Raw genomic sequence first — 23,024 nt, 5'->3', positions numbered from 1 at the left:
AATTCCGGCATCTGCCGATAAGTAATACATCTGAACGTTAATGGGTTTGATCCAGGAGGGTTTCGGTATGAAGAAGTTATTATTTTTGGCATTGATGGCCGTTACGACTGCGGGCTGTTCAATGGATGCTTCTTTAGAGAGCCTCACTAAAAACATTCCTGCTCTTAAATTTCAAGATCCTGCAAAGACAACGGGCCTCGTTTCGGGTTCTACTCAGACGGGTACGGCCTCTGGTGGCGGTGGTGCAACTTATCATGTGCAAAGCTCTGTGGGTAACTACATGTCGGGAATTGAACAGACCACTTCTGATGGCAGCTATAAAGTTTATAGCTCTGTTCAGGGTGCGATCGTTTCCAACTAACTAGCCAACCAGCAGCGATTTATCCTTACTGCGATATCTGCATTCAACTCCACTTCGGCGCCGGTGTCGCATCGCCTCTTATCATTCGACAAAATATGGTTTGAAATCATCAGCAACGGCCCCCCTTCCCAGACCTAAATCCGGGCCACTAAAGTTTCAAAAAGAGACAACCGATAGAGGTTATGACAAACCACGGAAGGGTTTTTTATGATGCTCATCTTTCTATGTATCTTAGGCTTTTTTCAGGATGCAAAAGCTGCCGATATCTCCGTCATTGATGTTCGCAGGAATATCACGCTGTCGGAAGACGATGCTGTCTATAAAGATTTCTACATCAGTGCTTCAGCAGGCTCAGGCCTAAAAAAGAATCTCGTTGTTACGGCGGTTCGAAAAATCAATGTTCGTGATGCCAGTGGCGCCAATTCCTTCGGTGAAATTCTTATTCCGGTAGGACAACTTAAAATCATCGCCATTTTTGACAAAGTGGCAGTGGCGCGTGAATTCAATCTGCTTTCCCGTGATGAACTGCCAATGCTTGAACAAACTGGAATCATGACCGGAGACCGCATTGATTTGCAGGGCTCTTTCATCGATAACTCCAAACCAAAAAAACGTAAAGTTGCCAGCGACGACGAAAAGGCCGCTGGTACGACAACAGTTGTGACCACCCTCACAACTTCCACAACGACAACAACTACAACTCCCGCGGCAGCGCCCCTCCCTAATGTTGCAGCTGCGGCGGGAGTTCATTCTCCTTCACCTCTAACGCCTCCCACGGCGGCAGGCCCTGTGGTCCAACCACCTGCCCTCCCGTCCACAGAGAAGCTTTTACAAGGTGCCACCGAGTTTAAGCCCGCTGTAGCGAAAGCGGAGGCTGTTCCCCATGAAGCGGCTTCAAAAGCTGCCTCGGAAGTAGCCCAAGAAACTAACAAAGCAGCGGAAACACTTGAAAAAGTCGCCGATTCTGATAACAACTCGGGGCATGAGTGACAATTCTTATTTCCGCGTTCGCCTAAGCCAGGTCCCAGCTGACCTTGAAGACATCATCACCACACATTGCTTTAGCAGTGGCGCCTCTGGAGTGACAGAGGCTTTGGTGTTTACACAGCCCGATCTGACCTATGATCCTCGCATCACCAATGTAGCAACTCACGACATGGATGTGTTCTTCCCGGAAAATCCTGAAAAGAGTTTCTTTGAAGGCCTTCAGGAATACAGTTCATTGATCAAGTGGAGCATCTTCGAAGAAGAAAACAAAGACTGGCTCGCCGAGTGGAAAAAAGGCTTTAAACCTTTCAAACTTGTTGGCGATTTCTGGGTGATCCCTTCTTGGTTACAACCACCTCCTGAATGTAAACACGCGATTTATATCGATCCAGGTATGGCATTCGGTACAGGCACTCACGCCACCACTCAGATGATGGCATTCTTCATCAACAAATTGGTTGAGAAAAATAAAAGTGTTGTCAGCAAATGGAATTTGTTAGATGTCGGCACGGGTACTGCGATCTTAGCCATGCTTGCGAAAATGGATGGCGTGGGCTCCGTCACTGGCATCGAAATCGATCCCGAAGCTCGTCGCGTGGCTCGTGAAAACGTCAAAATCAACAAACTTGAAACCATCGACATTCCTGAATCACTTCTGGAAGATGTACGCGGCCCTTATGACGTGGTCGTTGCTAACATCATCGATGGCGTTTTGATCAATATCAAAAAAGATTTGATGCGCGTTTTGAAACCTGGCGGCCACATGCTACTGACAGGAATTCTTGAAGAGCGTGACAATCATTTCTTCGAAAAATTCCTCGAAGGCTCTGGTCTGACTGTAGTTCGCCGTCTTGAAAAAGATGAATGGGTTGGCTACTGGGTGCAATCACCTTCTTCCGACAAAGTCGGAGTGTAAGCAGGCTTGGTATGAGAAGATATTGGATTGAGAAAAAAGATCTGTTCGCAGATCAAGTCAACTTCACAGGTGACGTCTTTCATCACATTTTCGATGTGTGTCGCCAAGACGTGGGCTCTAAATTCGAAGTCCTCACTGAAGACAGCAAGGCATACTTCGTGGAAGTCACACAAGTGACCAAGAAGAATGCCACTGCTCGAGTCCTGGAAGAACGCGTGATCCCCGCTTTGAAGACTCCCCATGTGCATATCGCTTTATCGGTCTCCCGTTTTCCAGTGATGGATGCGGTGATGGAAAAAGCGGTTGAACTAGGCGTGACCAGCATTCAACCCTTCTTTTCAGAATTCAGCTTCGTTCGTAAGGGCGACAAGATTTCTGAAAATAAGATCGACCGCTGGGACAAGATCGTAAAGTCAGCAACCCAACAAAGTGGCCGAGGCGACCTGATGAAGGTCCTTCCCGTCATATCTATCGAGAAACTTTCGGTTTTCACTAACCCCAGCGACTCACAAGTGGGTCTATTTGCTTACGAGGGGTCTTCGACATTAAGCATCAAGGACTATTGCGCCAAAGTTAAAGCGGACCATCCCCAAGGAATTAAAGACATTTGGATCATCGTGGGCAGCGAAGGCGGCTTCTCTCACGCTGAGGTTCAAAAGTTCACTGAACTAGGCCTTCATCCAGTGACTTTAGGCCAGCAGGTTTTGCGAGTTGAAACGGCTTGCATGGCTCTGGTATCAGTCCTAAAGTATGACTTTGATTTGATGTGTTGAGCTTCGGTAGAGAAGGTACTCCGACGAAGTCGGAGTGTAGATGTTACTTCGACGAAGTCGAAGGGTAGACAGGAGAAGGAATGGATCCTTTTGAAGAGTTTGAGTTTAAACCACTCACGGATGGTCTAGGTTTCCACAAGAAGAAAGCAGCGGCTGCTAAGGCTGATGCACAAGTGGACACTTTCACTTCCCAAAAATTCATCAAAGACCAAGGCTTGGAATTGATCGAAGAATCTTCCGTAGATCCTCTTCGTCCACCACTTCCACGCAAAAAAACACCTATGCCTTCGACAACTCCAGGCACGTTGACTGAAGTCGGCGGAGACGGTTCTTCTTCTGCTGCGGTGGATGAGATTCTTAAGACTCTTCAAAAAAGCCGTCGCTTCGACTTCGACGAAACTAAGACTAAAAACAAAATCACTGGAACAACCAAAGAAGAGTTCAAAGCGACAACTTGGAGCTTCTCTTCAGCGATGTTAGATTCTATGTTAGTGATCGCGGCAAGTCTTCTGTGCATGATTATTCTTTTAGTTATCACGAAAGTGGATTTGATCGGCAACCTGACTCATCCAGATGAATCAGGCATGATCTACATCTCTACTGTGGCGATGTTCGCAACTGTGGCTTTCATCTATTTGACAGTGAATCGTATTTTCATGGGCTGCACTCCTGGTGAGTGGGCTTTTGATCAGCGCATTGGCAAGCCTGAAGAATTGAACACTGCTATGTACGGCTTGAAAGTGGCGGCGCGCAGTGCTCTTGTTATCCTCACTGGTTTTATTATTTTCCCGATCGCGTCTGCTTTGACCGGCATTGATTTCGCGGGCTCCATCACTGGAGCAAAACTTCTTAAGAAGGTATAGTCAGCATGGGCCAAGTCCGTACGTTTGATAATATCGAAGCGGCTTTGGCTCCTCTTCGTTCTCAAGGTAAAAAAATCGTTTTCACAAATGGCGTCTTTGATCTCCTTCATGTGGGTCATGTGCGCTATTTGCAAGAAGCCCGCTCTTTGGGTGATGCCTTGGTTATCGGAGTCAATGCCGACGCCAGTGTGAAACGCCTTAAAGGCCCAACCCGTCCCATTCAAAATGAAAATGATCGTGCCGAAATTCTGGCGGCATTAGGCTGTGTCGATTTCACGGTCATCTTCAGCGAAGACACTCCGGAAAATCTTATTCACAAAGTTAAACCCGATGTTTTGGTTAAAGGTGGCGATTGGAAAATCGACTCCATCGTCGGCGCCCCCTTTGTGATGTCCTATGGTGGCAAAGTCATGTCACTGCAATTCGTAGATGGAAGATCTACGACCAAGATCATCGAAAAATCTCAAAAAGATTAGAATCTAAAACCCAGTTTTCCGCTGTAGACTGAATCGACGTAGCGATCAATTTCCAGCGCTACGAAGAATTTGGCGATGTTCACATTCAGGCCCGCAAGAGTGTGAGCTTCTGTGACGTATTGTTTTTCAGTCTCTTTCGTCGCCGTGATTCCATCAGCACCGCCGATGAAAGTTCCTTGGGCATTAATTCGACCTTCTCCAAAATATAAAGCCACGTTATCAATGGCCACTGTCGCAATAAGATCGAATCCAAGCGTGGTTACATTGATCAAATTTGAAAAGTTCGCGCCGCCAGCATAGGCCATTGCTGAAAATGAAATCGGAAAGAAACTAGCTTCGTAAAAGCCCCAGCGCACCTGACCACCAAAAGATTGCACTTTCTGTGTTTGAATTGCCGGCGTGAAGTAAAACAAAGTGTCGACATTGTAGTAAAGGCCTTTGCCCAAGGTCAGGGTGTAGTAATTAAACTCACCACTGTCACTTGTTTTACTTCCCAACTTCGATAGGTCTTCCATCGGAATAAACTCGGACGTCAAACCAACCTCAAACCCGGTGTACCCACCGAGAGGATAAGGGTTGTCGAGAACCTTCGATGACGTTCCCAAACCAAGAATTTCCAACGCCCGTATTTGATCAGAAGTAGTCAGGTTCTTAGGTAGATCTGCCGCGGCCTCAGCCAAGACAACAGACAAACTCAGACCTATAAAAAGCAAAAGACGACAAAGCTTCATGAGGCTATTGTCGTCGAATAATCCGGCTGGTGTCCAGTTCTAAAGAGATGCCACTCCCGTTTGGATTTGGCTCAATGCCGAATTTGCAAGGCCTACGATTGCTGCGTCAGAGCTTTGTGCAAGCTGTTGAAACACCGGGATAAATTTAGAGTAATCAGAAACCGCGTTCGAAGCCGTTACGACGTCGCCGCGAGAGTTGCGTGGATCTGTAACAGTCGTGTTAGATTTTGCAGTTTGATAACCTTTGATGATGACTTGCGCTGCTAGCTCAACAACTTCGGCTTTCGAACTTTTCAAAGCTGTCAAAAGAACACCAGAGCGACCTGTGTTTGCATAGCTCGTCAAGTAAGCTTGTGCCTTAGCCTGGTTTTCAGAAGACAATTGATCATAGCTTGTCGCCACAATCGAGAAGCTTTGTGAGTTATAAACAGAGCTTACTGCATACAGACCCATTGCTTGAGTTTCAGATTTATTGTTGCGAAGCAAATCATTTACGATTGTGTAGAAAGTTGCATCGTCAACTTCCTGAGAGAAGTAAGCGTTGATCAATTTTGCGACGTTTTCTTTCGTTGGCTGAGCAGATACAAGGGCGATCCATTGAGAGCCACTCAAGCCTTTTTCATCTTTAGCAGCATCATTTGCCGCTGCAGCAGTTTTTGCGTTATTTTCGAAATTAACACGACCGCCACCATTGCCACCTGCTGCGATGTCGCTTCCCGCAAGGCCTGAGTCTGATTCTGCACCCACAACATTGACATCAACATTTGGTTTTTTCTCTGCGTCCGCGGGCTTCTTTGCGTCAGCTTTCTTTTGTGCTACGGCTTTTGGAGCCGATGGAGCCGCCACTTTTGCATCAGCTACTTTTTTAGCGTCAGCTTTCTTTTTATCAAATGGATTAACGTATTTACGATTGATCTCGCGATCTTCAAGGCCCAAACCGAACAAAGCCGCCAAGAATGATTTCGGGCGAGGCATCTCATAGCTCACATCAGAGTTCGCAAGAACCGCTTGTACTGGCGTCTTGAATATATATCCAAGTCCACCAATCATTACTGCCACAAGTGCGTAAGTTGCGATTTCAAGTTTTCTATCTGTGAAGCTCATTGGGGCCTCCCTGTTCTTATTTAGATATAAGAGCAGTGCCCGTGCCATTTCTTCTAGAATTTACGCGTATTTAAGCATTTCAAAGCGAGACAATGCCAAGTCAGTGACACTTCCGCGCCCCCACCTGACCAAAAACCCGACAACCACAAATCCCGCAAAAGGTGCCTGGCACCTTTTGCTTCACTCACCGCGCCATTACCCTGAAAAGGTTCTGTCTCAAAACAAGACACTCCTTCTCCAGTCCAATTTCCAATCTCTATTTTCTATTTTCTATTTTGCCCCCGGGGCAAAATCCAGGGCGCGGCCCAATGGAGGGGAACTGGCGACAGGTGTCCGGTCGTTTTTCATACACGGTGCAAAGACGCGTGACTGAATCAAGATAACGGCAGTCGCGATTGGCTTTTTGGGACAACATAAAGAACTCGGTTCCGGCGCGATAGGATTCAATGATCCCTTCTTTTTTTAAGCGCTTCGCGAGCTTTTTGACCGAGCCTGTGACCTCGTCCTCTGTGGCAACACCCAATCGAACTAAATCAGATGATTTGATTTCTACCGGCATCGTGCAACAGCCACCCCAGCAGCCATTGCACATATCAGAACGATAAGCTTTCCATGTTGAGGGACGATCTATATCGGGTTTGCTCATTCAAAAACAAAGCAATTAAGGAAGATGCTTTTTCACCAGTTTACTGTTGTACCTTGCGGCAGGATCCGCTGATTGAAGTTGTACAACACTGTAACCTCGGGTGTAAAGCTCGCTCAAAAGCTGCGGCAAAATTTCCGCTGTTCTTCTTTGAATATCATGGAAAAGAATGATTCCGCGCCCCCTGGCATCCAGCTGCGCCAAGGTGTTGCGAAGAAGGTTCTCATTCGTTTGCGCCTTCCAATCTTCGCTATCGATATTCCAATAGAACTCAGCCGTTGACGCTGTATTTAGGAACTTTCGCAGTTCCGGCGAAGCTGCGCCAAACGGAAAACGAAAAATGGGATCGACCCAGCCTAGAACATCATAAACCGCCTGATGCCCGCCTATAATCTCTTTAGTGGCTTCCTCAAAAGTAAATTGGCGACCACCGTTTGCATGACCACACTCTTTCAAATTGCCAATACAAGAATGAGTCACAGAGTGAGAGCCCACCATATGTCCATCCGCCGCGACCATCTTTGTGATATCCGCATTGACGCGAACATTTTTACCAAGCTGGAAGAAATGAGCTTTCGCCCCGACTTCCTTTAAAGACTGAAGAATTGTTTTCGTGTACTCAGGGCTTGGACCATCATCAAAAGTCAAAATCACTTCTTTTTTAGCCACATCGCCAGTCACCGCCAAATAGCCATTTGAGAAATCACGTTTCTGAATATTATCAGGAAACTTGAAACTGTTCGAAGTGGCCTTCGGTTTCAGGGCATTTACTTGCACTGTTAACGTGCTTCTTTCCGCTGCGAAATAGCGCTCCAGCTGCTGCAACAAAGCTTGTTTGCACGATGCGAGCAATTCGCGGTTGGCGTCATCGCGAATCTCGCCTTCAAAAAGGGACAATGACTGCCCATCCAGGGCTTGAAGCTCCTGGCAAATCTCCTGTTTCAATTTTTTGGCTGGCTCCAAGTCTTTACCAGCATTTTTACCAGCGTCATTATTCAAGTCTTTGCGCCATTCAGCAAACAAAGCCTCGGGATTTGATTCCGAACTTTCCCATTCTGCCAAAGACTTGGCATCCTGATTCACTTGCACAGATTGCTGAAGCTGACTGCCAACTTTATTTCCACAGCCTATAAAGGCCGCAGAAACAAGGATCATCAGAAGTGACGCGAGTATCTTATTCATAAACACCTACTGAGTTCGGTCTGAACTCTGTCCTACATTAAGTAAATTCCAAGCGATTTCTTTTTTCTCATCGTCCTTATGATTCTCATGTTCTGAAGTGCTGTCCTGCTTCTTCATACTAAATTTAATTTTTGAATTTTCGATAATCACGCGCGGATCAACGGAGTGATTATCAAAAATAAGCAGATTGCGTGACGCTTGTGCCGTCACCACATCTGGATTCCACAAGTAGCGGAAGTAAATAATCAAAGAACCAAAGAACTGACTGAGAAGAATCGACAACAGGGCCAGAGCCAACAAACCAATTTGCGGAAGAGTCGTCTCCCAGCGTGCGCTGTCCAAAATTTCAAACCGCGTTCCGATAGAAAGCTTTGCAGCCTCCACCTTTCCCAATGCAGCATTGAGTTCCTTATAACGATTGAACTCCATGTCAGATTTCTTTTTCAAGTCCTCGGCCATTTGTGCTTGATAGGGAAGCTCTTTCACTTCTTGCTTCAGGCGGTCTATCGATCCTTGAACTTGAGAAAGCTTTCCTGCCAGCAGGTTATTTTCGAACTTCAAAGTTTCGATCTTTCCACCGACACCGTACAGGGTGCTCTCTTTTTGCGACGACCGGTCTTTGCCCAGATATTCAATGAGTTTTTTATTTTCGGCCATCTTCAGCTTGATCTCATTGGCTCGAACTAACAGATCTGAAACGTACTCTCCCATTTTGTCTTTAGAGGCCAGCGGCAAAATACTTTCATCTTTGTTTTGAACTTCAGCCAGCTGATGCCCCAACTCATTGAGCTTTTCGTCTGCAATCCTCTTCTGAGTGGTTATGAATTCTTCAACACGGGTGATTTCTTCGGACTCACGCTTCTTCAGCAAATCACCAGCAAGCTCTGTGACTGTATTCGCCAGAAAAAGCGACAAGGCACGACTGGGGGTCGCTGCCGTCAACTTGATTTCAAAATCAGAATCCAAAGTCGCTTTGATCCATTTATCAAGTTTTTGCAAAACTTCGAGTTTGCTTTCAGGCTTGTCAGTAATTTTATTCAGGTAGTCGGCCTTGAGCTGCTCATACCCTTGTCGCTCTTCCAATGTGATCTTGGCGCTGTTACCACGTTCGTTGATTTTAACTAAAAGCGCCTCAAAGAACTCACGAGTTTTCAAATACTCGATATGCTTTGAAAGAACGCTGCTGCCCTTCTTTGAATCCTGAAGCGATTTCGAAAGACCAAAGAACTGACTTGAGAACGCCTGCAATGACGAGTTTTGGGTGTCATTAAAAACCATGCTCGTGGTCGCAACATAGGGGATCTTTACGACATAGACGACCGCACTCACTGCAAAAAGAACCACCGTAAACACCGCAAACATGCGCCAGTGTGACAGATACAGTTTGATAATTTCTCCAACTGTGAGTTCTGGTTCAATATGTTGATCAGCCATATTTGTCCCGACCTTCCGCAATGAATTGTCCAAGCATTGGTTGTGCCACTGTTTGACAAGGTTGACCTGTGTTTAATCTGTAATGAGGATTAAGACTTTGAAATTAGTACTGCGCAGGGCGCGGAATTGTCACAGAGGCCGCTAGGATTCCAAAGACCAACCAATACATTCGATCTGCCATCCCGCCAATAGACAGATGGATGTGATAGATCACGAGGATAGGAATATGGGAAAGCAAATAGATAGCAATAGCCCTCTTGGCAATATCAAAGGACTTGAGAGCCTTAAGTGAGCCCAAAAGCATAAATATTAAGGCCACACCCGCTAAAATAAGCAAAGGCCAGCCCCCCACAACCCCGGCGGACACAAAGATATTGTGAGGATCTTTCATCGCATTGTAGTTCGAAACATCGACTTCATTACCGGCTGCAAACTTGGACATCAATCCATGCCCAAGCCAAGGATGCTCCAGGAAAATTTCGGTGCCGCGCTGAACTTCCTCCATCCGCGATGCAATACCATCCTGCGCTTGACGTGAACCCAAAGAGTTTTCGCCAGTGGCAATGCCATGTGCGAAGTCATAAGTTTGCATACCAAAAAAAGTTGTGAAAGTGACGATAAAGCAAATAGTCGCAAACTTAAAGATGCGCCCCTTGTTGGTTTGGGTTTGATGCAGAATCATCGTTAACACAAATGCGATTACAGCAGCCCCCGCAGAAGAACGCGTTCCCGTAAGAATGATGGCAAGGAAGCTTGCAACCAAAACCACCACATCCCAAATCTTATGTTTCAGTTTCCAATCAGTTAAGATTGTTCCCAATGAAAAAATATAAGCGACAGTGGCACAGGTCACCATGTGAGGAATGTGCTTGAAGACGCCAATGAATCGCCCCCCTTTAAACACCACTCCTCCGGCAACGGGAAGAAGTAAAAGAGAGATGATCACCAAAGCTCCGGCCCAACGCTGCACAAACCGCAAAAATTCCTCGACGGGCCATAAGCTGGGAATGACCAATCCGTAGACCACCACCATGAACAAGGACACCAGCACCGCACCAACTTGGATCATCGGGGACTCATCTGAATTGACATAATGGATTTGCAAAAGTGTTTGCACCATCAGGGTCAGCATCAAGACAAAAACAAACAGTTTATAAAAACCACTCAAGTGTTGCCGGTCGCGAACCTTCATCCATAGCAGAATCAAAGGTCCACCCAGAAGTACCGAAAACAGCACATTCACATAGGGATGCATGCCTTGCTGAAAAATCAAATAAGGAACTTCACGAGGAATAGGCAACAACGCGCCAAAGGAAACCTTGGCGAGAAATGCCAAGGCCACGAGGGCTTTTATTAAAAATAAAATGCGTCCGTCGCGGGCTCTTATCATTACTTATGATCCGAATTTTTTTGAATCAGCAGTCCCGTCAGGACAATACCGGCAACTAAGGAAACAACCGTGATCGTCTTGGTCGCTTCGCCGGAAACCCAAGTTGATTTCTGTGGAACATACACAAAATCATCTTGCGCCAGCTTGAGTTGCCGAGCTCCGCCATACTTGATGATCTTTTCAGCATTCACCTCATAAGCGCCTTGGTATTCATTGATCGCCTTCGACTTCACCTCATCCCAAGACTTTGGCTCCTGCTTACGAACCAAAACCTCACTGACGTCACCCGCTGTAGTTGATCCACCGGCAAGAGTGATCAACTTCAACAAGTCCGTGTTCTGAGGGACATAATAGATCCCAGGCTTATTCACGGCACCCATCAGCTGAACGGTGATCAAGGACTCCTTTTGTGAGGAACGGAAAATATATTCCGATGCCTGCTGCGGAGGCTTGATGTCGTTTAACAATCCCGTTTCTTCAGCACGGGCATACCCGATGGAACTCAAAGAAAAAATAAACGCGGTCACAAGGCACATGCTTTTCTGCAAATTCATACAAAAAATTCCTCCTGCTACACTGGACCTACATCGAGACCCTAGACTCTTGTCAATAAATTTCGATGACTTGACTTCGGTCTGTGCATAACAATTATGAAATGATGACAACGTCAGTTCCCGAGCACGAAAAACTTTTTGATGAAATCTGCAACAAACTTAACGAGCTGAGCACGAATCAGTCCGAGGAAGAAGTTGTTCCTCCTCAACCGAAATACGAGCAAATGCAAGTTCAGATGAAGAAATTTCATTCAGACTTGAAGGGCTCACAAGAAGAGCTGCGCGAGAAAATTAAAACTCTCGAAAACGTTTCTTACGGACCTGCAACGATGGATGCTCAGATGCAGCTGCTTGCGGACCAACTGAGTGCTGAACGCGGCAACAACGCAAAACTCAGTGCGGATCTGGCAAAATCTTTGGAACTCAGTTTGCAACTGCAACTTGAAATTCAAGGTTTGAAAGCACGCGCGATGCAAATGCAAAGCGAAGAAAAGAAGTACAGCCAAGCCCTCTTCGACAAAACAAGAATTCTACAAAGAGACCTCGATCTTAATCAGGCTTTGAAAGAAGAGACCGCGATGGAACTTGCGAAAGCCAAATCTGCTTTCGCTCGCGAACAGGCTTTGTGGGAAGAAAAACAGGAACAATTCGAAAACGAAATTCAAAGTTTGAAAACTTCGAAGCACGAATTGGAACAGACTGTTGAAGAGATGAAAGAAACAATCCTTCAAAGAGACGAAAAAATCGAATCTTTGAATCAAGAGATTGAGAAAATCTCCACGGCCTTCAGCGAGGTCGAGTCTTCAGCGGCCCAGCAAAACGACGTTCTGAAAAACTTGATGGAAGTCGCTGAAGGAAAAATTATCGAGATGAAAATGGCCCTCGATAAGAAGACTTTGGAAGCTCAGGACTACTACAGTCATTTACAGCAGGCTCTCACTCAATCCGGTATCTCAAAACAAGAGAACACCGCTTTGAAAGAATATGTTGCGAAATTGAACTACTACCATCAGCAAGCTCAACAGGCGCAGATGGCTGTGGCGCAAATGGCTCAAGCCGCCGCACAACAAGTCGTACAGACCCAGACCTCGCAAGGTTAAGTCTTGTCCTCCTCTAGTTTGGTTTTCTAAACTAGAGGAGTGATCAATCCATTAAATTTATTCAAACCTTATTTTGATCTGACCCTGGGCTCTAAAAAATCTCATATCACCCGCGTGCTTGAGCGCCCGGGTTTGTGGATGACGCCTCAGCAACTTGAAAATCTTGTCGAAGATTTACGAACTGTTGTTCGCACTCTCAATATCGGCGAACTGGATTATGGAATCGTCCAAGGCAGCAAACAAGCCCTGGACAATGCTGTGATTACCCTGATCTACGATGGGCCGACGGGAAAACCTTTTGCCTTCAATGCTTTGACGATCATGAATTGCACTGTGCGCGGTCATGCCCAGCAAGTTGTGCACTTGGGACTGGTTGCCGTCGATCCTTCGGCTCGCGCCAAAGGTCTTTCCTGGATCCTTTATGGGTTAACTACTTTCCTGCTGTTTATCAAAAATCGTTTCAAGCCGGTCTGGATTAGCAACGTCACGCAAGTCCCCGCGATTATTGGAATGGTCTCTGAAAGCTTCGGGAATGTTTATCCAAATCCTCTGCAAAATACCCGCAGATCCTATGATCACCTGGTGCTGGCTCGGGAAATCACCACCCGCTATCGCTATGTATTCGGAGTCGGCGAAGATGCCGAGTTTGATGAAGAGGCTTTTGTCTTGAAGAATGCTTACACCGGCGGAAGCGACAACTTGAAGAAAACATTTGAACAAGCTCCGAAGCATCGCAATCCCATTTACAATGATTTCACCAAGGCGGCCTTAGATTATGACCGCGGGGATGATATTCTTCAGCTCGGTCAAATGGATGTGAAAACCTATTACCACTATATGGTTCACACAATTCCCAAGGGCTCCTTCTTGGTTCTGATCTATAAAGTGCTCTTTAGCTGCATTGAATTCTCTTTGGTTCCCGTGATCCAGTGGTTCTCTACCAGCAAGCAAATGGGAAGTTTGAGGCCACGCAAATGATGAATCAAAACCTGCAGATTTTCGATGCGTGTTTGTCACTCTTAGGTGCTTTGGGTATTTGGCCCGCGCTTCGCCGTCTTTATCGCCAAGAATCGTTGAATCCTTTGGAGATTCGCATGTGGGGGATCTTGGCCTCCATGCTGGCTTTGTTTGTGGTGCGCTTCCCTTTAACTGCCTTCGATATTCGGGCCTTCGGTGGTGCGACTTATATTGCCGGTATTTGGCTGGCCTTCTTTGTATTCCTTTACTTTGAAGGACTCCTTAGAAAGCATATGCCATTTTGGCTAAAACTTTATATGGCTGTGGGCAGTTTGATATTTATTGTTGATGCTCTGGCAAACCATTTGTCGGGAAATCGCCCGCATTTGATTGCCTTCGGAATCTTTATGTTGGGCGCTCAAATCTTTGTCGCCTTGACGGCCTTGCTGCGAAACCGCAGAGAGCACAGTCGCTCCGAGAATACCCTTTTGGATATCAGCATCCTGGGACTTCTGCTGTTGGGACCTTTGTTCCTTTCGGACGTAACGACTTATGGTCTGCCCCATATTCCCAAGCTGGGTGCTTTAGGCGGATTGCTGTTCACCTACTTCTCGCTCTTTAACCAAGCCTTGGTCAAAGACCGCAGCTTTATTCTAAGAAAGCTCGGAAAGACTCTTTTATTCGCTGCGATTCTTTTAATTCCAGCCTCTTTGCTCTTTGAAGACTTCAATTGGGATGTCGGCTTCCGCATGTATGTATTCTTGGTCGATGTGCTTTTAGTCTTCCGCATTCATTCTGCGGTGAAGTTCTTAAATGGTGACGACGACTTCTTCAAATACGTGCATCAATTCGTCGATTCCGAAAAGTTTGATCTGGCCAGCCTTAAAAATAAGATTTCTGAAGTGTTCGCCAAAACGGATATCAAGATTTTGTCAGCGGCGGATCTGACGGGTTATGACATCCCTAAGATTATCAATTTGTTCAGCCTCCACCAGACTCATCTATTCAATCTGGAAGATATTCGCCAGCTGCTTTCCGACGAGGCGAAGAAAGCCAATTTACCGCGAGAAGAAGTGCAGATCTATGAACAAATCCAGCATTTGCTGGATGAAAATGGCATGACCTATGCCTGCCTGCTTTCCGCGAAAAGTGGTGATCTGCTCTTGTTGCATATTCCTTACGTCGCTTACAGCCAGATTGTCGAGACCAAGACTGCCTTGATCCGCGACTATGCAAAGCTGCTTGAACGCACTACAACAACTTAAGATATTCGATCAGATCGCGCTTCTGCTCTTGAGTGAGGCGCGAGAACTGTTTCTCATGACCTTTATTGGATCTGCCTGGCTCTGAAGTGTCATAATCCGTTGGCAAACTCCACGGTGTATAATCTTGCGGGTAAACATATTTCCCATCCTCATTGATCTCACCGCGAATTCCCAAATCCTGCATGTCCAGGGCATGACCACCGAGTTGGAACTTGGAAGGTCTAAGTTCCGGGTTCATCAACTGCCACAAAGTTGGAACAGAACCGTTATGAAGATACGGAGCTGTGTACCACAAGCCCGAAAGAATCGGCGCCACATAGCCGCCCATAGAGTGTCCGGCATCAACATGTTTGCCAAGGGCCGTCTTCTGACTGTAATCAGAAATGCTCTTATCCACTTTTTGCCAACGAAGAGGATCCGTACCGATCACATCTGAAGGCATGAATTTATTTGGAAAACTCAACAGCTCAGGATTGTTAATTCCTGCACTGTAAGTTCCGTGACATTTTGAACAGCTTTCTGCAAAGACCTGCGAACCACGCAATGCCTTGTCTTCATCAATCATCGCAGGATATTTCGGCGCTCGATTTTGCTGAAGTACTGAGAAAATTTCCTTCACGCGAGGAATCGCCTTTTCAGCATTGCCCATGGTGTTACCCATCGCAGAGAAGGTGAAGAAGCTTGCCAACTCTGCCAACTTTGCTCCGTAGCCAGGATTGTAAGCTTGTTCTTTTTCAACGGTGCGGAAACGCTCCGTCCCTTTAATGCCGTAAGCTCCATCGTAGGTGAGTGAAGAACGGAAGCCGCGATAGGAAATATCAGGAATCGAAACAAAGCCCGCTTCATGAGGATTGAAGTTGTACTTCTGCTCTTTACTTAAGAGGTTCGCATCACGCTTAAATGCGCTCACGCCATTGGTGATACCCGCTCCTCCATTCGGGAACGGCAAGACTTTTCCAGAGGCCGCAGCCATCTTACCGATCTCTTTGCGAATGATCGGCATCAAGTCTTTAGAAATTGTCTTGTACTCAAGATCATCCATCTGCGGATAAGCTTCTTTCATCTTCTTGAGAAACTTCGCTTCATCCTTCAAAGCAATGATCAGACCTTGATAGATCTTTCCCAAGAAACCATCGAAATTCAAAGAACTGTTCGGCGCGCCCAACCAGACATTGCGAGTCGGCATCCCCTGAGCATCATAAGTCACGCCACCATGGCAGGCCGCACAGGTGATATTGGCCACTTCAAGGCCTAATCTTTTTCCCAGGATATTTGCTTCGATATTCTGACGAACAAAGCCCAAGGTTTTGCTGCCATCCAACTGCGGCTCAACCGCCAGATCCGAACGCCAGTTGACGATTTTTTCGGCGCGAATGAATCCATACTTTTGCATAACCTTCGGAAGATAGCTGCCATCCAATTTCTCTCGGGAGGTCTGCTCATCGGCCAACAACAGCGCCGTGCCATAGACCTTCAAAGGAAGAATGTTCGTACTCATCAATCCCGCCAAAGACAGGGAGTTGAGGCTGTCGTAGATAAAGCGAACTTGGCCCATATTCTTTTGTTCGCCGTTTTTCTCACGATATCGATTGAGTTCCAACGAATCCCAAGGGGTTTCTATGCAACCTGTGAAAACCGCGCAAATTGACAGCACCGTCAAAACCTTTGATAGTTTTAGACCAGTCATAAGCCATTCCTTTGTTTTAAGTAGCAATTCTTAACTCACTCAATGAATAAGCAAAGGAAGGACCAAAAAATATGGGAACTCTCTTAGAAGATATCGCAAGAACCCTGCAGATAACCTTGGCTCATCAGAATGCGCACTCGAACCGCAGCCGGGTCTTCGGAGTTGTCCTTCGTGAGATCCACGCCGGCCACCGCATTGCTTGCGGAAATAAGATCAGTGGCTCGGTTGGAAAGACCCTGGCTTTTCATATGCTCCAACTGTTGAGCCGCAATACAATCAGCCTGAATCTCCAACGCAAGACCGCTGGTTTGAATGATCTCCTGGATTGAGGTCACCAGTTCTTTTCCTTTAGGCCAACGCCCCTCTTTTACCGCATCATAGATCGTCTTCATTTGATAGGCAGTGGCTTCCAATGGCAAAGGTGTTTTTTGAAGGTTATGAGCCTTTTCAGAGTGAGCAAGTTCATGTGCGATAACCGCCGTTAACTGTTCGGTCGTTAACAAATCCACAATACTCTTGGTAAGAAACATATAAGAACCAAAAGAGAAACCGTTTGGTTCTCCCTCCACGCCTCTGATGATAAGAATCGTCGCTTTGTTGTAAGTATATTTGAAAGCTGGATAGCGATAAATATTATCCAAAGCACTTTGGGCTTTAGCGTATTGAGTGGGTGCATCGAGAACATCATATTGGTGGTATCCTACTTCGCTAGCCACCTTCAAAATACCTCGAACAGCTTTTCCAAGGTAAAAATCGGGCATTGCATATTGCAAAGCAGAAGCTTGAGCTTGAGAACCTAACAGAAAGGCACAAAGAACTTTCGCGAGAAAATGCTTCTTGAACGACATCAGGCCTCCAACTTGAAGTTATAACTGTGCAAACACCCAAATCCAAAAAATGATCACATCTAGTAAAATCATAGACATGAATTTTTCTTCAGAATCAATAAAGGGCCACTACAGTCGCGCCGCCCTCACTGCCTTTTATCAAGAGCAAGGAGGGCGCCAGAATATCGATCTTTAAGTCTTAAAATGAGACAGTGCTAACGGAGTTCTAGCCCGCCAGACTTTGCAGGAATTTGCGAACGAAGCTTCGCTTGATCACAGAAAGTGGGAACCTCAAAGGCTTCTCCACACGCATCTTCCATGGATTCCAGAAGATTCCTTTGTGACTTGCGGAGGTTTTCTTGTTGAGCAAAATCTTAAGAGCTTCATAGCTCATCATAATTCCAGTTCCCCACACCATCGGCGCCAGGGAAATACGTTTTCTTTTTCCAGTGATCATCTCTGCCGCGTACTTAAGAACCACATTTTCAGAGGTCGAAGAGTGAGTCAGAACATATTCCATCTCTAAGCCCGAGCATTCTTTCACCATCGCATCGGTCAAACCTTCAGGACGAAGTCCTACGGATGGAAATCTCAAAAACTCCTCAGGACGCGGATCAGAAGGCCTCACCACATAGACATTCGGCAAGGTCGAAGCAAAAGCATCGATCACAGTCTTTCCATGATCGCGACCGGCACGCATCAACAGCAAAGTTGCTCTGACATCATCACAGCCATTGATAACCAAATCCACTTTGGGAAGGATCTCAGAAAGTCGGTCGGGCCATTCGCCGCCCAATACTTCCAATTGCAGTTCTGGATTGATTTTCAAAAGAGCCTGTCTGGAAACTTCCGCTTTGGATTCACCCACAGTATCCAGGTTTGAAAAAATCTGACGATTGAAATTACTGACCTCGAATGTGTCAATATCGGCAATAATAAATTTGCCCACGCCACAACGGGCAAGGCAGGCCAAGGCAGCGCCGCCCATTCCACCCACCCCAGGAATGAAAATGGTGCTTTGGCGAAGCTTCGCTTGTTCTTCTTCTGTGATGAAACCCAAATTGCGGGTGACAAATTCGTCGTAGCTAAACATTATTTGCCCCATTCCAATTGTTGCCATGAAAGACGAGCACTGGCTGGTCGCTTATAGCCCTTTGGCAACGGACCCACTCTAAGAACGTTGACGATATATTTTCCTTTAGTTGCAAGCTTGCCTGCAACTACCTCCAAGGCTTTTTTATCATCAGTCAGCAAAGACAGCGGAGCTCCGTAAAGACCTTGTTGGGTCAACGTCAACCATCCGCGCATAAAGGCACGGCCCTTGTCGAAGTCTTTGTCTGAATCAGACAATATAACCGCCAAACCCGAAGCAGATTGAATTTGCCCGGCTTCACTCACCAATGCTTTCGCCAATCCCAACTTCGCCAGGAATTTGAAGACCGCAGCCTTCAAAACTACGGAAGCGCCCCAAGCCTCCACTCCCGCCAGACTCATCGACTCGGTATTTAGACCATCTGTGGCCCAACGAGGATGAGAGGGACTGAAGCGCATCCAGGAATAGAGTTCTTCGATATATCCAGGCAAGGTCAGGAATTGATAATTCACATCATCAAATAGCTTTGCAATGTCTTTGATGTCTTGAGTATCTGTTAGAAACTCCAAGGTGAAACGTTCGCCAGTCACAACCTTTTGTGAGATTGAAGCCTTTTGTGCAAACTTCCCGCGATAGCTGAAGCGCTCGCTCAACTGCGAATGCAGAGAATCCACCGAGGCGCTTGATTGCAGCTTAAGTTTGGCAATCGGCTGCCTGTCGGAAGGCTTTTCGTGAATCTCCACGGCTTCCATGTCAAAGCCTCGCACGGAAAGAGCGATATGCAAAGTTTCAACAAAGGCCCCAAGTGACTGACGAAGATCTTTAAAGTGCGGATCCCCGATTGGCAACAATCGCGTCGAATCGACATAGATCTCAATGAGTTCCTGTGAGGGAAAGGCCAAACGAAATGGCTGAACATTGTGGGCACTAATGCTGAGGCTTGCGGCCTTTAGAATCTGTTCTTTTTGAATCATACCAAGGACTTTCTGTATAAACACAACTCATGCATGACTTCCGCATTCAACTTGTCTGCCTGGCGAAGAGAGGCGTGATTATCCAATGAAATCCAAGTACCGCCAAAGCGCTTATAACCCCTGCGTTTCAGGGCCGACATAATATCGTACAACATCACGCCGTTCAGACCGCGAGATTGAAATTCCTTATACACAGAATAGAAAATGATCGTCGCCGATTCGCGACGTAATTTATGCAATAAGAAATGCCACGGAGTCGTGATGCCGAACTTGGATTTGATTCCCTTCAAGAAGGGATTCAAGTTCGGAATACAAATCAAAACCCCAACCGGTTTCCCTTCATAATTTGCGATCACAGACGTTTCTTTATCGATGATCATCATCATGTCCTTGGCTTGGAAGTAAATCTCTTCCTTCGTCAAAGGTACAAACATGGGATTCTCAGAGAAGCCATGATTCAAACATTGTCTCATCGCTTCCATCACGTGATCCAGATTATCACCCTTGAGTTTCTCAAACGTGTAGGCCGGATTGTTCATGATCTCTTTTTGTTTTGGTCCCAGCAAAGTTTCAGGATTGAAGGCCTCAACATTCACCTCATGAGTCACCATGGGGAAGGTTTCTTGATAGCCGCACTTTTCCAATAAGTTCGAGATATAAACCGGCGCGAAGACCTGATCCGTATAGTGATAGTTTTTATGAATTTTCTTAACGACGCCAATCATCTGCATCGCTGTCATATTGAAGTTACCAATCACTTCATTGCAGCCATGGCTTTTACCAAAAGCTTCGGCTTTTTCCAACAAGGCACGAGCCACTTCCACATCATCAATGCAGTCAAAAAAGCCATAATAGGATCTATTCCAATTATACTTTTCATTGGAAGCATGATGAATATGAGTCAGGATTCTGCCTGCCAGCTTGCCGTCTTTGAACGCAGTGAAATAGGAAAAATCCTTTTCTGTTCTAAATAAAGGATTCTCCATGCTTAAAAAGCGTTTCAGATCTGATTTCAACTGAGAGACAAAAGGAAAGTCCTTGGGATACACTTCGAAGGGAGTTCTAAAGAAACTTTCGAAGTCTTTCTCTTTGATTTCAACCATGTGTGCAGACCTTTCTATAAAGCCCAACGAAGTCCGACACTACCTTGAACTCCGTAAAGAAGACGGAATTCAGTCATATCAGCACCGTAAGAGCTTAAGACTTCAAGATACCCTGTCCAGCTGTCACTCAGCGCTTTATCTGCGCTGACTTGAAACACTCCGGATTGATCTTGAGCCGATAAAATATTTCTCATGTAAAGACTGGCATCTTTCTTTTTCCCGAGGTCAGGGATTCGCAAAGACAGATAGAAGTAGTTCTGGCCTGGAAGCTCCAGACCGGAATGAGAGTAGCGCTTTAGATTATTGACCAGATAAGGGTTGGGATAAGTAATGCCTTGTATGGCGTACTTCAACGCCTCTTTATCCCAGCCGACCCCATTGTAAAACCACTCCATGCGGAAATCGACGCGACCTTCATAGCGAAGTCCCCAGTCTGCAATCGTGAACATCTGCCCTGAATTGGGATCTGTTTCTACCAACTGAATAAATCCGTTGGAGTCCATGGAAGGATCATAGGTGTAGCTGCCAACCAGATGGCGAAGATCTGCATAGAAAGAGACAGCATCAGTCAAATACCAGGTAAAGTACTCACCAAAGAACGGACGGCCATAGCCTTCTGTTCCTACCACTGCACCCAACGAGGAACTTCCATCGGTGTGATAGTCAATTTTCAAGGTCGACTTCGGCTGGAAATCTTTTTCCACCTGAAAAGGCTGCTCGTTATTGCTAATCGGTTCATCAATCAGCACCAAACTCCAATTCGGTGACGGAGTCCAATTCAACCGCGCCAATACCAAACCTTTTTGAACATAGAAAAAACTTCTTTGATCGTTACTAAAATGGAAAAACACATTCGAAGGATTGATGAATTCACCAGGGCCCCATTGATAAACCTGAAGACCTACGACGGCCTTCCACTTTTCCGACAGATCCCAGTCCAAATAACCGCTGGTCAGATCCAGCTTGCCTTGGGAGGTTGTATAGCTTGAAGACGGATTTTGCTTTTCTGTCTTGGTGGATGTCAAAGTCCAACGAGGGCGAACCACCCATTTGGTTTTCGACGTCAGAATGTTGAAATCATCGCGCAGATCCACAACACCCGTATGACCAGGCAATCCCAGGATCTGATTGCCGGGATTCACACCGTTATCCAAAGGACTTGAATTTGTATAGTAGAGATAGCTCTCGAAAGTATTGCGATAGTCCCACTTCTTCGCGGCTTGCGCCGTCAAAGAACTGAAAAGAAGAAGAACTGGCCAAAGCCTCACGCAGGCTTTAAACATGCCCCAGATTCTCCACGATCTTTTTGCGCAAAGTGCCTCGGCAAACGACCGCTGTGACGACAACACCAATCGAAATCAAAGCAGCGGCTGCAATGAGATAAACTGACAACTCCGCCTTAATATGAAAAGGAACCGGCATCGAAAGAAGGCCCGCTTTATAATAGATACCTGCATGATTGACCATAAAGCTTGTGACCAAAGCCGCCACCGCGCCAATGAACACCCCAAAGGCTGACAAGAAAAAAGATTCCCACATGAAGATGCTGCGAATCGAACCGGGTGAGAAACCAAGGCTGCGCAACGTGCCGATCTCTTTCGTTCTTTCCTTGATAGATTTAATCTTGGTATTTGCCACAGACAAAGTCGTAATCGAAATAATGATGATCACGACAAAATTTCTAAATACAGAAAGCAAATCAATCGACTTTCGGTACAACTCCCCCACGGGATGATCTTGCCAGCGAGTCAAACGCAAGTCTTTGAATGTGGATCCGATCTCTTCATTGAACAACTTAATAAATTGCGAACCGTACTTTTGATCTTTCATCAAGAAGGTGACATAGGACACTTTGTCGGTGTTCATAAGCTGTTGCGCCGCCGGCAATGGCATCATGATATAGCGGTTGTCGATTTCCTGATAACCACCATCGACAAAACCTGCGACATCAAAATCCATGGCATTGAGCTGTCCTGATTCCGTCGTCACACTGAGCTGCACTTGAGGAGAGTCACAATCAAAAGGACGCTCTTCCGCGATATAGCCCTTATCAGGGCTCATAATTTGTGTGGGCTTGGTGTGACAGCTTAACGAGCGTCCCAAAATTTGCCCCACAAGTAATGAATTCGGATTTGCAACCATATGCAGTGGCTTGCCATAGAGTGCATTCCAAACCCAATCAGGCTGGCGCATCTTTTTTCCTTCTTCGATGTCCATAGACTTACCGAAGAAAATCACAGAGGTTTTCCCGTTGGTCACCATGCCCTGAAGATTTAAAAAACGAGCTGAAGCATCGACGATATCAGAGTGCTTGTTTGCAAAATCTTTAAGAGCTTTTTGCTCAGGGCTGGTCACCGCAAACATAAAGGGTTCAGCCCGGCCTTCCGGAGTCTGCGCCTTGGCGTTTTCCACGACAAAGTCCCCGAACATATTTCGCGAATGATAACCGTCGTAATACAGATCCGCGACATCGCGAATATAGCCTTCAAAAAAGACGATTGAATAGAAAGCCGCAACGACCGAAAGCAACGCCGACAAAGAGTGGCGCCAATTCACCCGAACGTTCCTGAATGCTAAGGAAATCAGTCGCTGCTGCATGGATCT

23 protein-coding genes are annotated in these 23,024 nt (G+C 46.2%); 9 read left to right on the top strand and 14 right to left on the bottom strand.

Going from position 1 to position 23,024, the window contains the following annotated elements:
- Positions 1-67: 67 nt before the first annotated feature.
- The 6 genes from NWE73_RS03890 to rfaE2 all read left to right on the top strand — a co-directional run bounded on the left by NWE73_RS03890 (position 68) and on the right by rfaE2 (position 4,376).
- On the top strand, positions 68-361 hold the full coding sequence (locus NWE73_RS03890; protein WP_277576967.1) for a hypothetical protein: 294 nt from the start codon (positions 68-70) through the stop codon (positions 359-361).
- Between the two features lie 207 nt (positions 362-568).
- The gene (locus tag NWE73_RS03885) at positions 569-1,351 is read left to right on the top strand and encodes a hypothetical protein (RefSeq protein WP_277576966.1); all 783 of its coding nucleotides are present in this window, start codon (positions 569-571) and stop codon (positions 1,349-1,351) included.
- Positions 1,344-2,264, top strand: a complete 921-nt coding sequence (locus tag NWE73_RS03880; protein ID WP_277576965.1) for a 50S ribosomal protein L11 methyltransferase — start codon at positions 1,344-1,346, stop codon at positions 2,262-2,264. Before NWE73_RS03885 ends, NWE73_RS03880 begins: the two co-directional genes overlap by 8 nt.
- 11 nt (positions 2,265-2,275) lie before the next feature.
- Positions 2,276-3,037, top strand: a complete 762-nt coding sequence (locus NWE73_RS03875) for an RsmE family RNA methyltransferase (RefSeq protein ID WP_277576964.1) — start codon at positions 2,276-2,278, stop codon at positions 3,035-3,037.
- Between the two features lie 80 nt (positions 3,038-3,117).
- Complete coding sequence (locus NWE73_RS03870; protein ID WP_277576963.1) at positions 3,118-3,900, top strand: RDD family protein; 783 nt, start codon at positions 3,118-3,120, stop codon at positions 3,898-3,900.
- Positions 3,901-3,905: 5 nt separating this feature from the next.
- Positions 3,906-4,376 (top strand): D-glycero-beta-D-manno-heptose 1-phosphate adenylyltransferase, encoded by a 471-nt coding sequence (gene rfaE2, locus NWE73_RS03865; RefSeq protein WP_277576962.1) that lies wholly within the window; start codon positions 3,906-3,908, stop codon positions 4,374-4,376.
- On the opposite strand, the gene NWE73_RS03860 is transcribed toward rfaE2, so the two are convergent.
- From NWE73_RS03860 to NWE73_RS03830, 7 genes are all read right to left on the bottom strand, one after another.
- The gene (locus NWE73_RS03860; protein WP_277576961.1) at positions 4,373-5,107 is read right to left on the bottom strand and encodes a hypothetical protein; all 735 of its coding nucleotides are present in this window, start codon (positions 5,105-5,107) and stop codon (positions 4,373-4,375) included. The genes rfaE2 and NWE73_RS03860 overlap by 4 nt on opposite strands.
- Before the next feature lie 39 nt (positions 5,108-5,146).
- The gene (locus NWE73_RS03855) at positions 5,147-6,211 is read right to left on the bottom strand and encodes a hypothetical protein (protein WP_277576960.1); all 1,065 of its coding nucleotides are present in this window, start codon (positions 6,209-6,211) and stop codon (positions 5,147-5,149) included.
- A 256-nt stretch (positions 6,212-6,467) separates the two neighbouring features.
- Positions 6,468-6,857 carry a YkgJ family cysteine cluster protein gene (locus NWE73_RS03850; RefSeq protein ID WP_277576959.1) on the bottom strand — a complete coding sequence of 130 codons (390 nt, stop codon included), beginning with the start codon at positions 6,855-6,857 and terminating at the stop codon, positions 6,468-6,470.
- Between the two features lie 15 nt (positions 6,858-6,872).
- The gene (locus tag NWE73_RS03845) at positions 6,873-8,036 is read right to left on the bottom strand and encodes a polysaccharide deacetylase family protein (protein ID WP_277576958.1); all 1,164 of its coding nucleotides are present in this window, start codon (positions 8,034-8,036) and stop codon (positions 6,873-6,875) included.
- A gap of 6 nt (positions 8,037-8,042) precedes the next feature.
- Positions 8,043-9,470, bottom strand: coding sequence for a GumC domain-containing protein (locus tag NWE73_RS03840; protein WP_277576957.1), 1,428 nt, complete (start codon positions 9,468-9,470; stop codon positions 8,043-8,045).
- Between the two features lie 103 nt (positions 9,471-9,573).
- Entirely contained in the window at positions 9,574-10,860 is a 1,287-nt protein-coding gene (locus NWE73_RS03835) for an O-antigen ligase family protein (protein ID WP_277576956.1), read from the bottom strand.
- A complete protein-coding gene (locus tag NWE73_RS03830) occupies positions 10,860-11,414 on the bottom strand; it encodes an SLBB domain-containing protein (RefSeq protein WP_277576955.1) in 555 nt (184 codons plus the stop codon). Before NWE73_RS03830 ends, NWE73_RS03835 begins: the two co-directional genes overlap by 1 nt.
- Positions 11,415-11,515: 101 nt before the next feature.
- On the opposite strand from NWE73_RS03830, the gene NWE73_RS03825 reads away from it, so the two are divergent.
- The 3 genes from NWE73_RS03825 to NWE73_RS03815 are packed head-to-tail and all read left to right on the top strand — an operon-like array spanning position 11,516 to position 14,736.
- Positions 11,516-12,514, top strand: a complete 999-nt coding sequence (locus tag NWE73_RS03825; RefSeq protein WP_277576954.1) for a coiled-coil domain-containing protein — start codon at positions 11,516-11,518, stop codon at positions 12,512-12,514.
- 39 nt (positions 12,515-12,553) lie between these two features.
- A complete protein-coding gene (locus NWE73_RS03820) occupies positions 12,554-13,492 on the top strand; it encodes a hypothetical protein (protein ID WP_277576953.1) in 939 nt (312 codons plus the stop codon).
- Positions 13,489-14,736, top strand: a complete 1,248-nt coding sequence (locus NWE73_RS03815) for a hypothetical protein (protein ID WP_277576952.1) — start codon at positions 13,489-13,491, stop codon at positions 14,734-14,736. The genes NWE73_RS03820 and NWE73_RS03815 overlap by 4 nt, the downstream gene beginning before the upstream one ends.
- On the opposite strand, the gene NWE73_RS03810 is transcribed toward NWE73_RS03815, so the two are convergent.
- The 7 genes from NWE73_RS03810 to NWE73_RS03780 all read right to left on the bottom strand — a co-directional run bounded on the left by NWE73_RS03810 (position 14,723) and on the right by NWE73_RS03780 (position 23,018).
- Entirely contained in the window at positions 14,723-16,423 is a 1,701-nt protein-coding gene (locus NWE73_RS03810; RefSeq protein ID WP_277576951.1) for a c-type cytochrome, read from the bottom strand. The genes NWE73_RS03815 and NWE73_RS03810 overlap by 14 nt on opposite strands.
- Before the next feature lie 83 nt (positions 16,424-16,506).
- Positions 16,507-17,271: a M48 family metalloprotease gene (locus tag NWE73_RS03805; RefSeq protein ID WP_277576950.1), complete on the bottom strand. Its 765-nt coding sequence runs from the start codon at positions 17,269-17,271 to the stop codon at positions 16,507-16,509.
- 205 nt (positions 17,272-17,476) lie between these two features.
- Entirely contained in the window at positions 17,477-18,343 is an 867-nt protein-coding gene (locus tag NWE73_RS03800; protein ID WP_277576949.1) for a HesA/MoeB/ThiF family protein, read from the bottom strand.
- The gene (locus NWE73_RS03795) at positions 18,343-19,317 is read right to left on the bottom strand and encodes a hypothetical protein (protein ID WP_277576948.1); all 975 of its coding nucleotides are present in this window, start codon (positions 19,315-19,317) and stop codon (positions 18,343-18,345) included. The genes NWE73_RS03800 and NWE73_RS03795 overlap by 1 nt, the downstream gene beginning before the upstream one ends.
- Entirely contained in the window at positions 19,314-20,420 is a 1,107-nt protein-coding gene (locus tag NWE73_RS03790; protein WP_277576947.1) for a GNAT family N-acetyltransferase, read from the bottom strand. Before NWE73_RS03790 ends, NWE73_RS03795 begins: the two co-directional genes overlap by 4 nt.
- A 14-nt stretch (positions 20,421-20,434) precedes the next feature.
- Positions 20,435-21,703 carry a hypothetical protein gene (locus NWE73_RS03785; protein WP_277576946.1) on the bottom strand — a complete coding sequence of 423 codons (1,269 nt, stop codon included), beginning with the start codon at positions 21,701-21,703 and terminating at the stop codon, positions 20,435-20,437.
- Positions 21,696-23,018 carry an ABC transporter permease gene (locus NWE73_RS03780; protein ID WP_277576945.1) on the bottom strand — a complete coding sequence of 441 codons (1,323 nt, stop codon included), beginning with the start codon at positions 23,016-23,018 and terminating at the stop codon, positions 21,696-21,698. Before NWE73_RS03780 ends, NWE73_RS03785 begins: the two co-directional genes overlap by 8 nt.
- Positions 23,019-23,024: the final 6 nt, after the last annotated feature.

It is taken from the genome of Bdellovibrio svalbardensis, assembly GCF_029531655.1.
Lineage (GTDB): Bacteria > Bdellovibrionota > Bdellovibrionia > Bdellovibrionales > Bdellovibrionaceae > Bdellovibrio > Bdellovibrio svalbardensis.
Note: the sequence above shows the minus strand (reverse complement) of the source record. Positions and strands in the feature narration are given on the sequence as shown.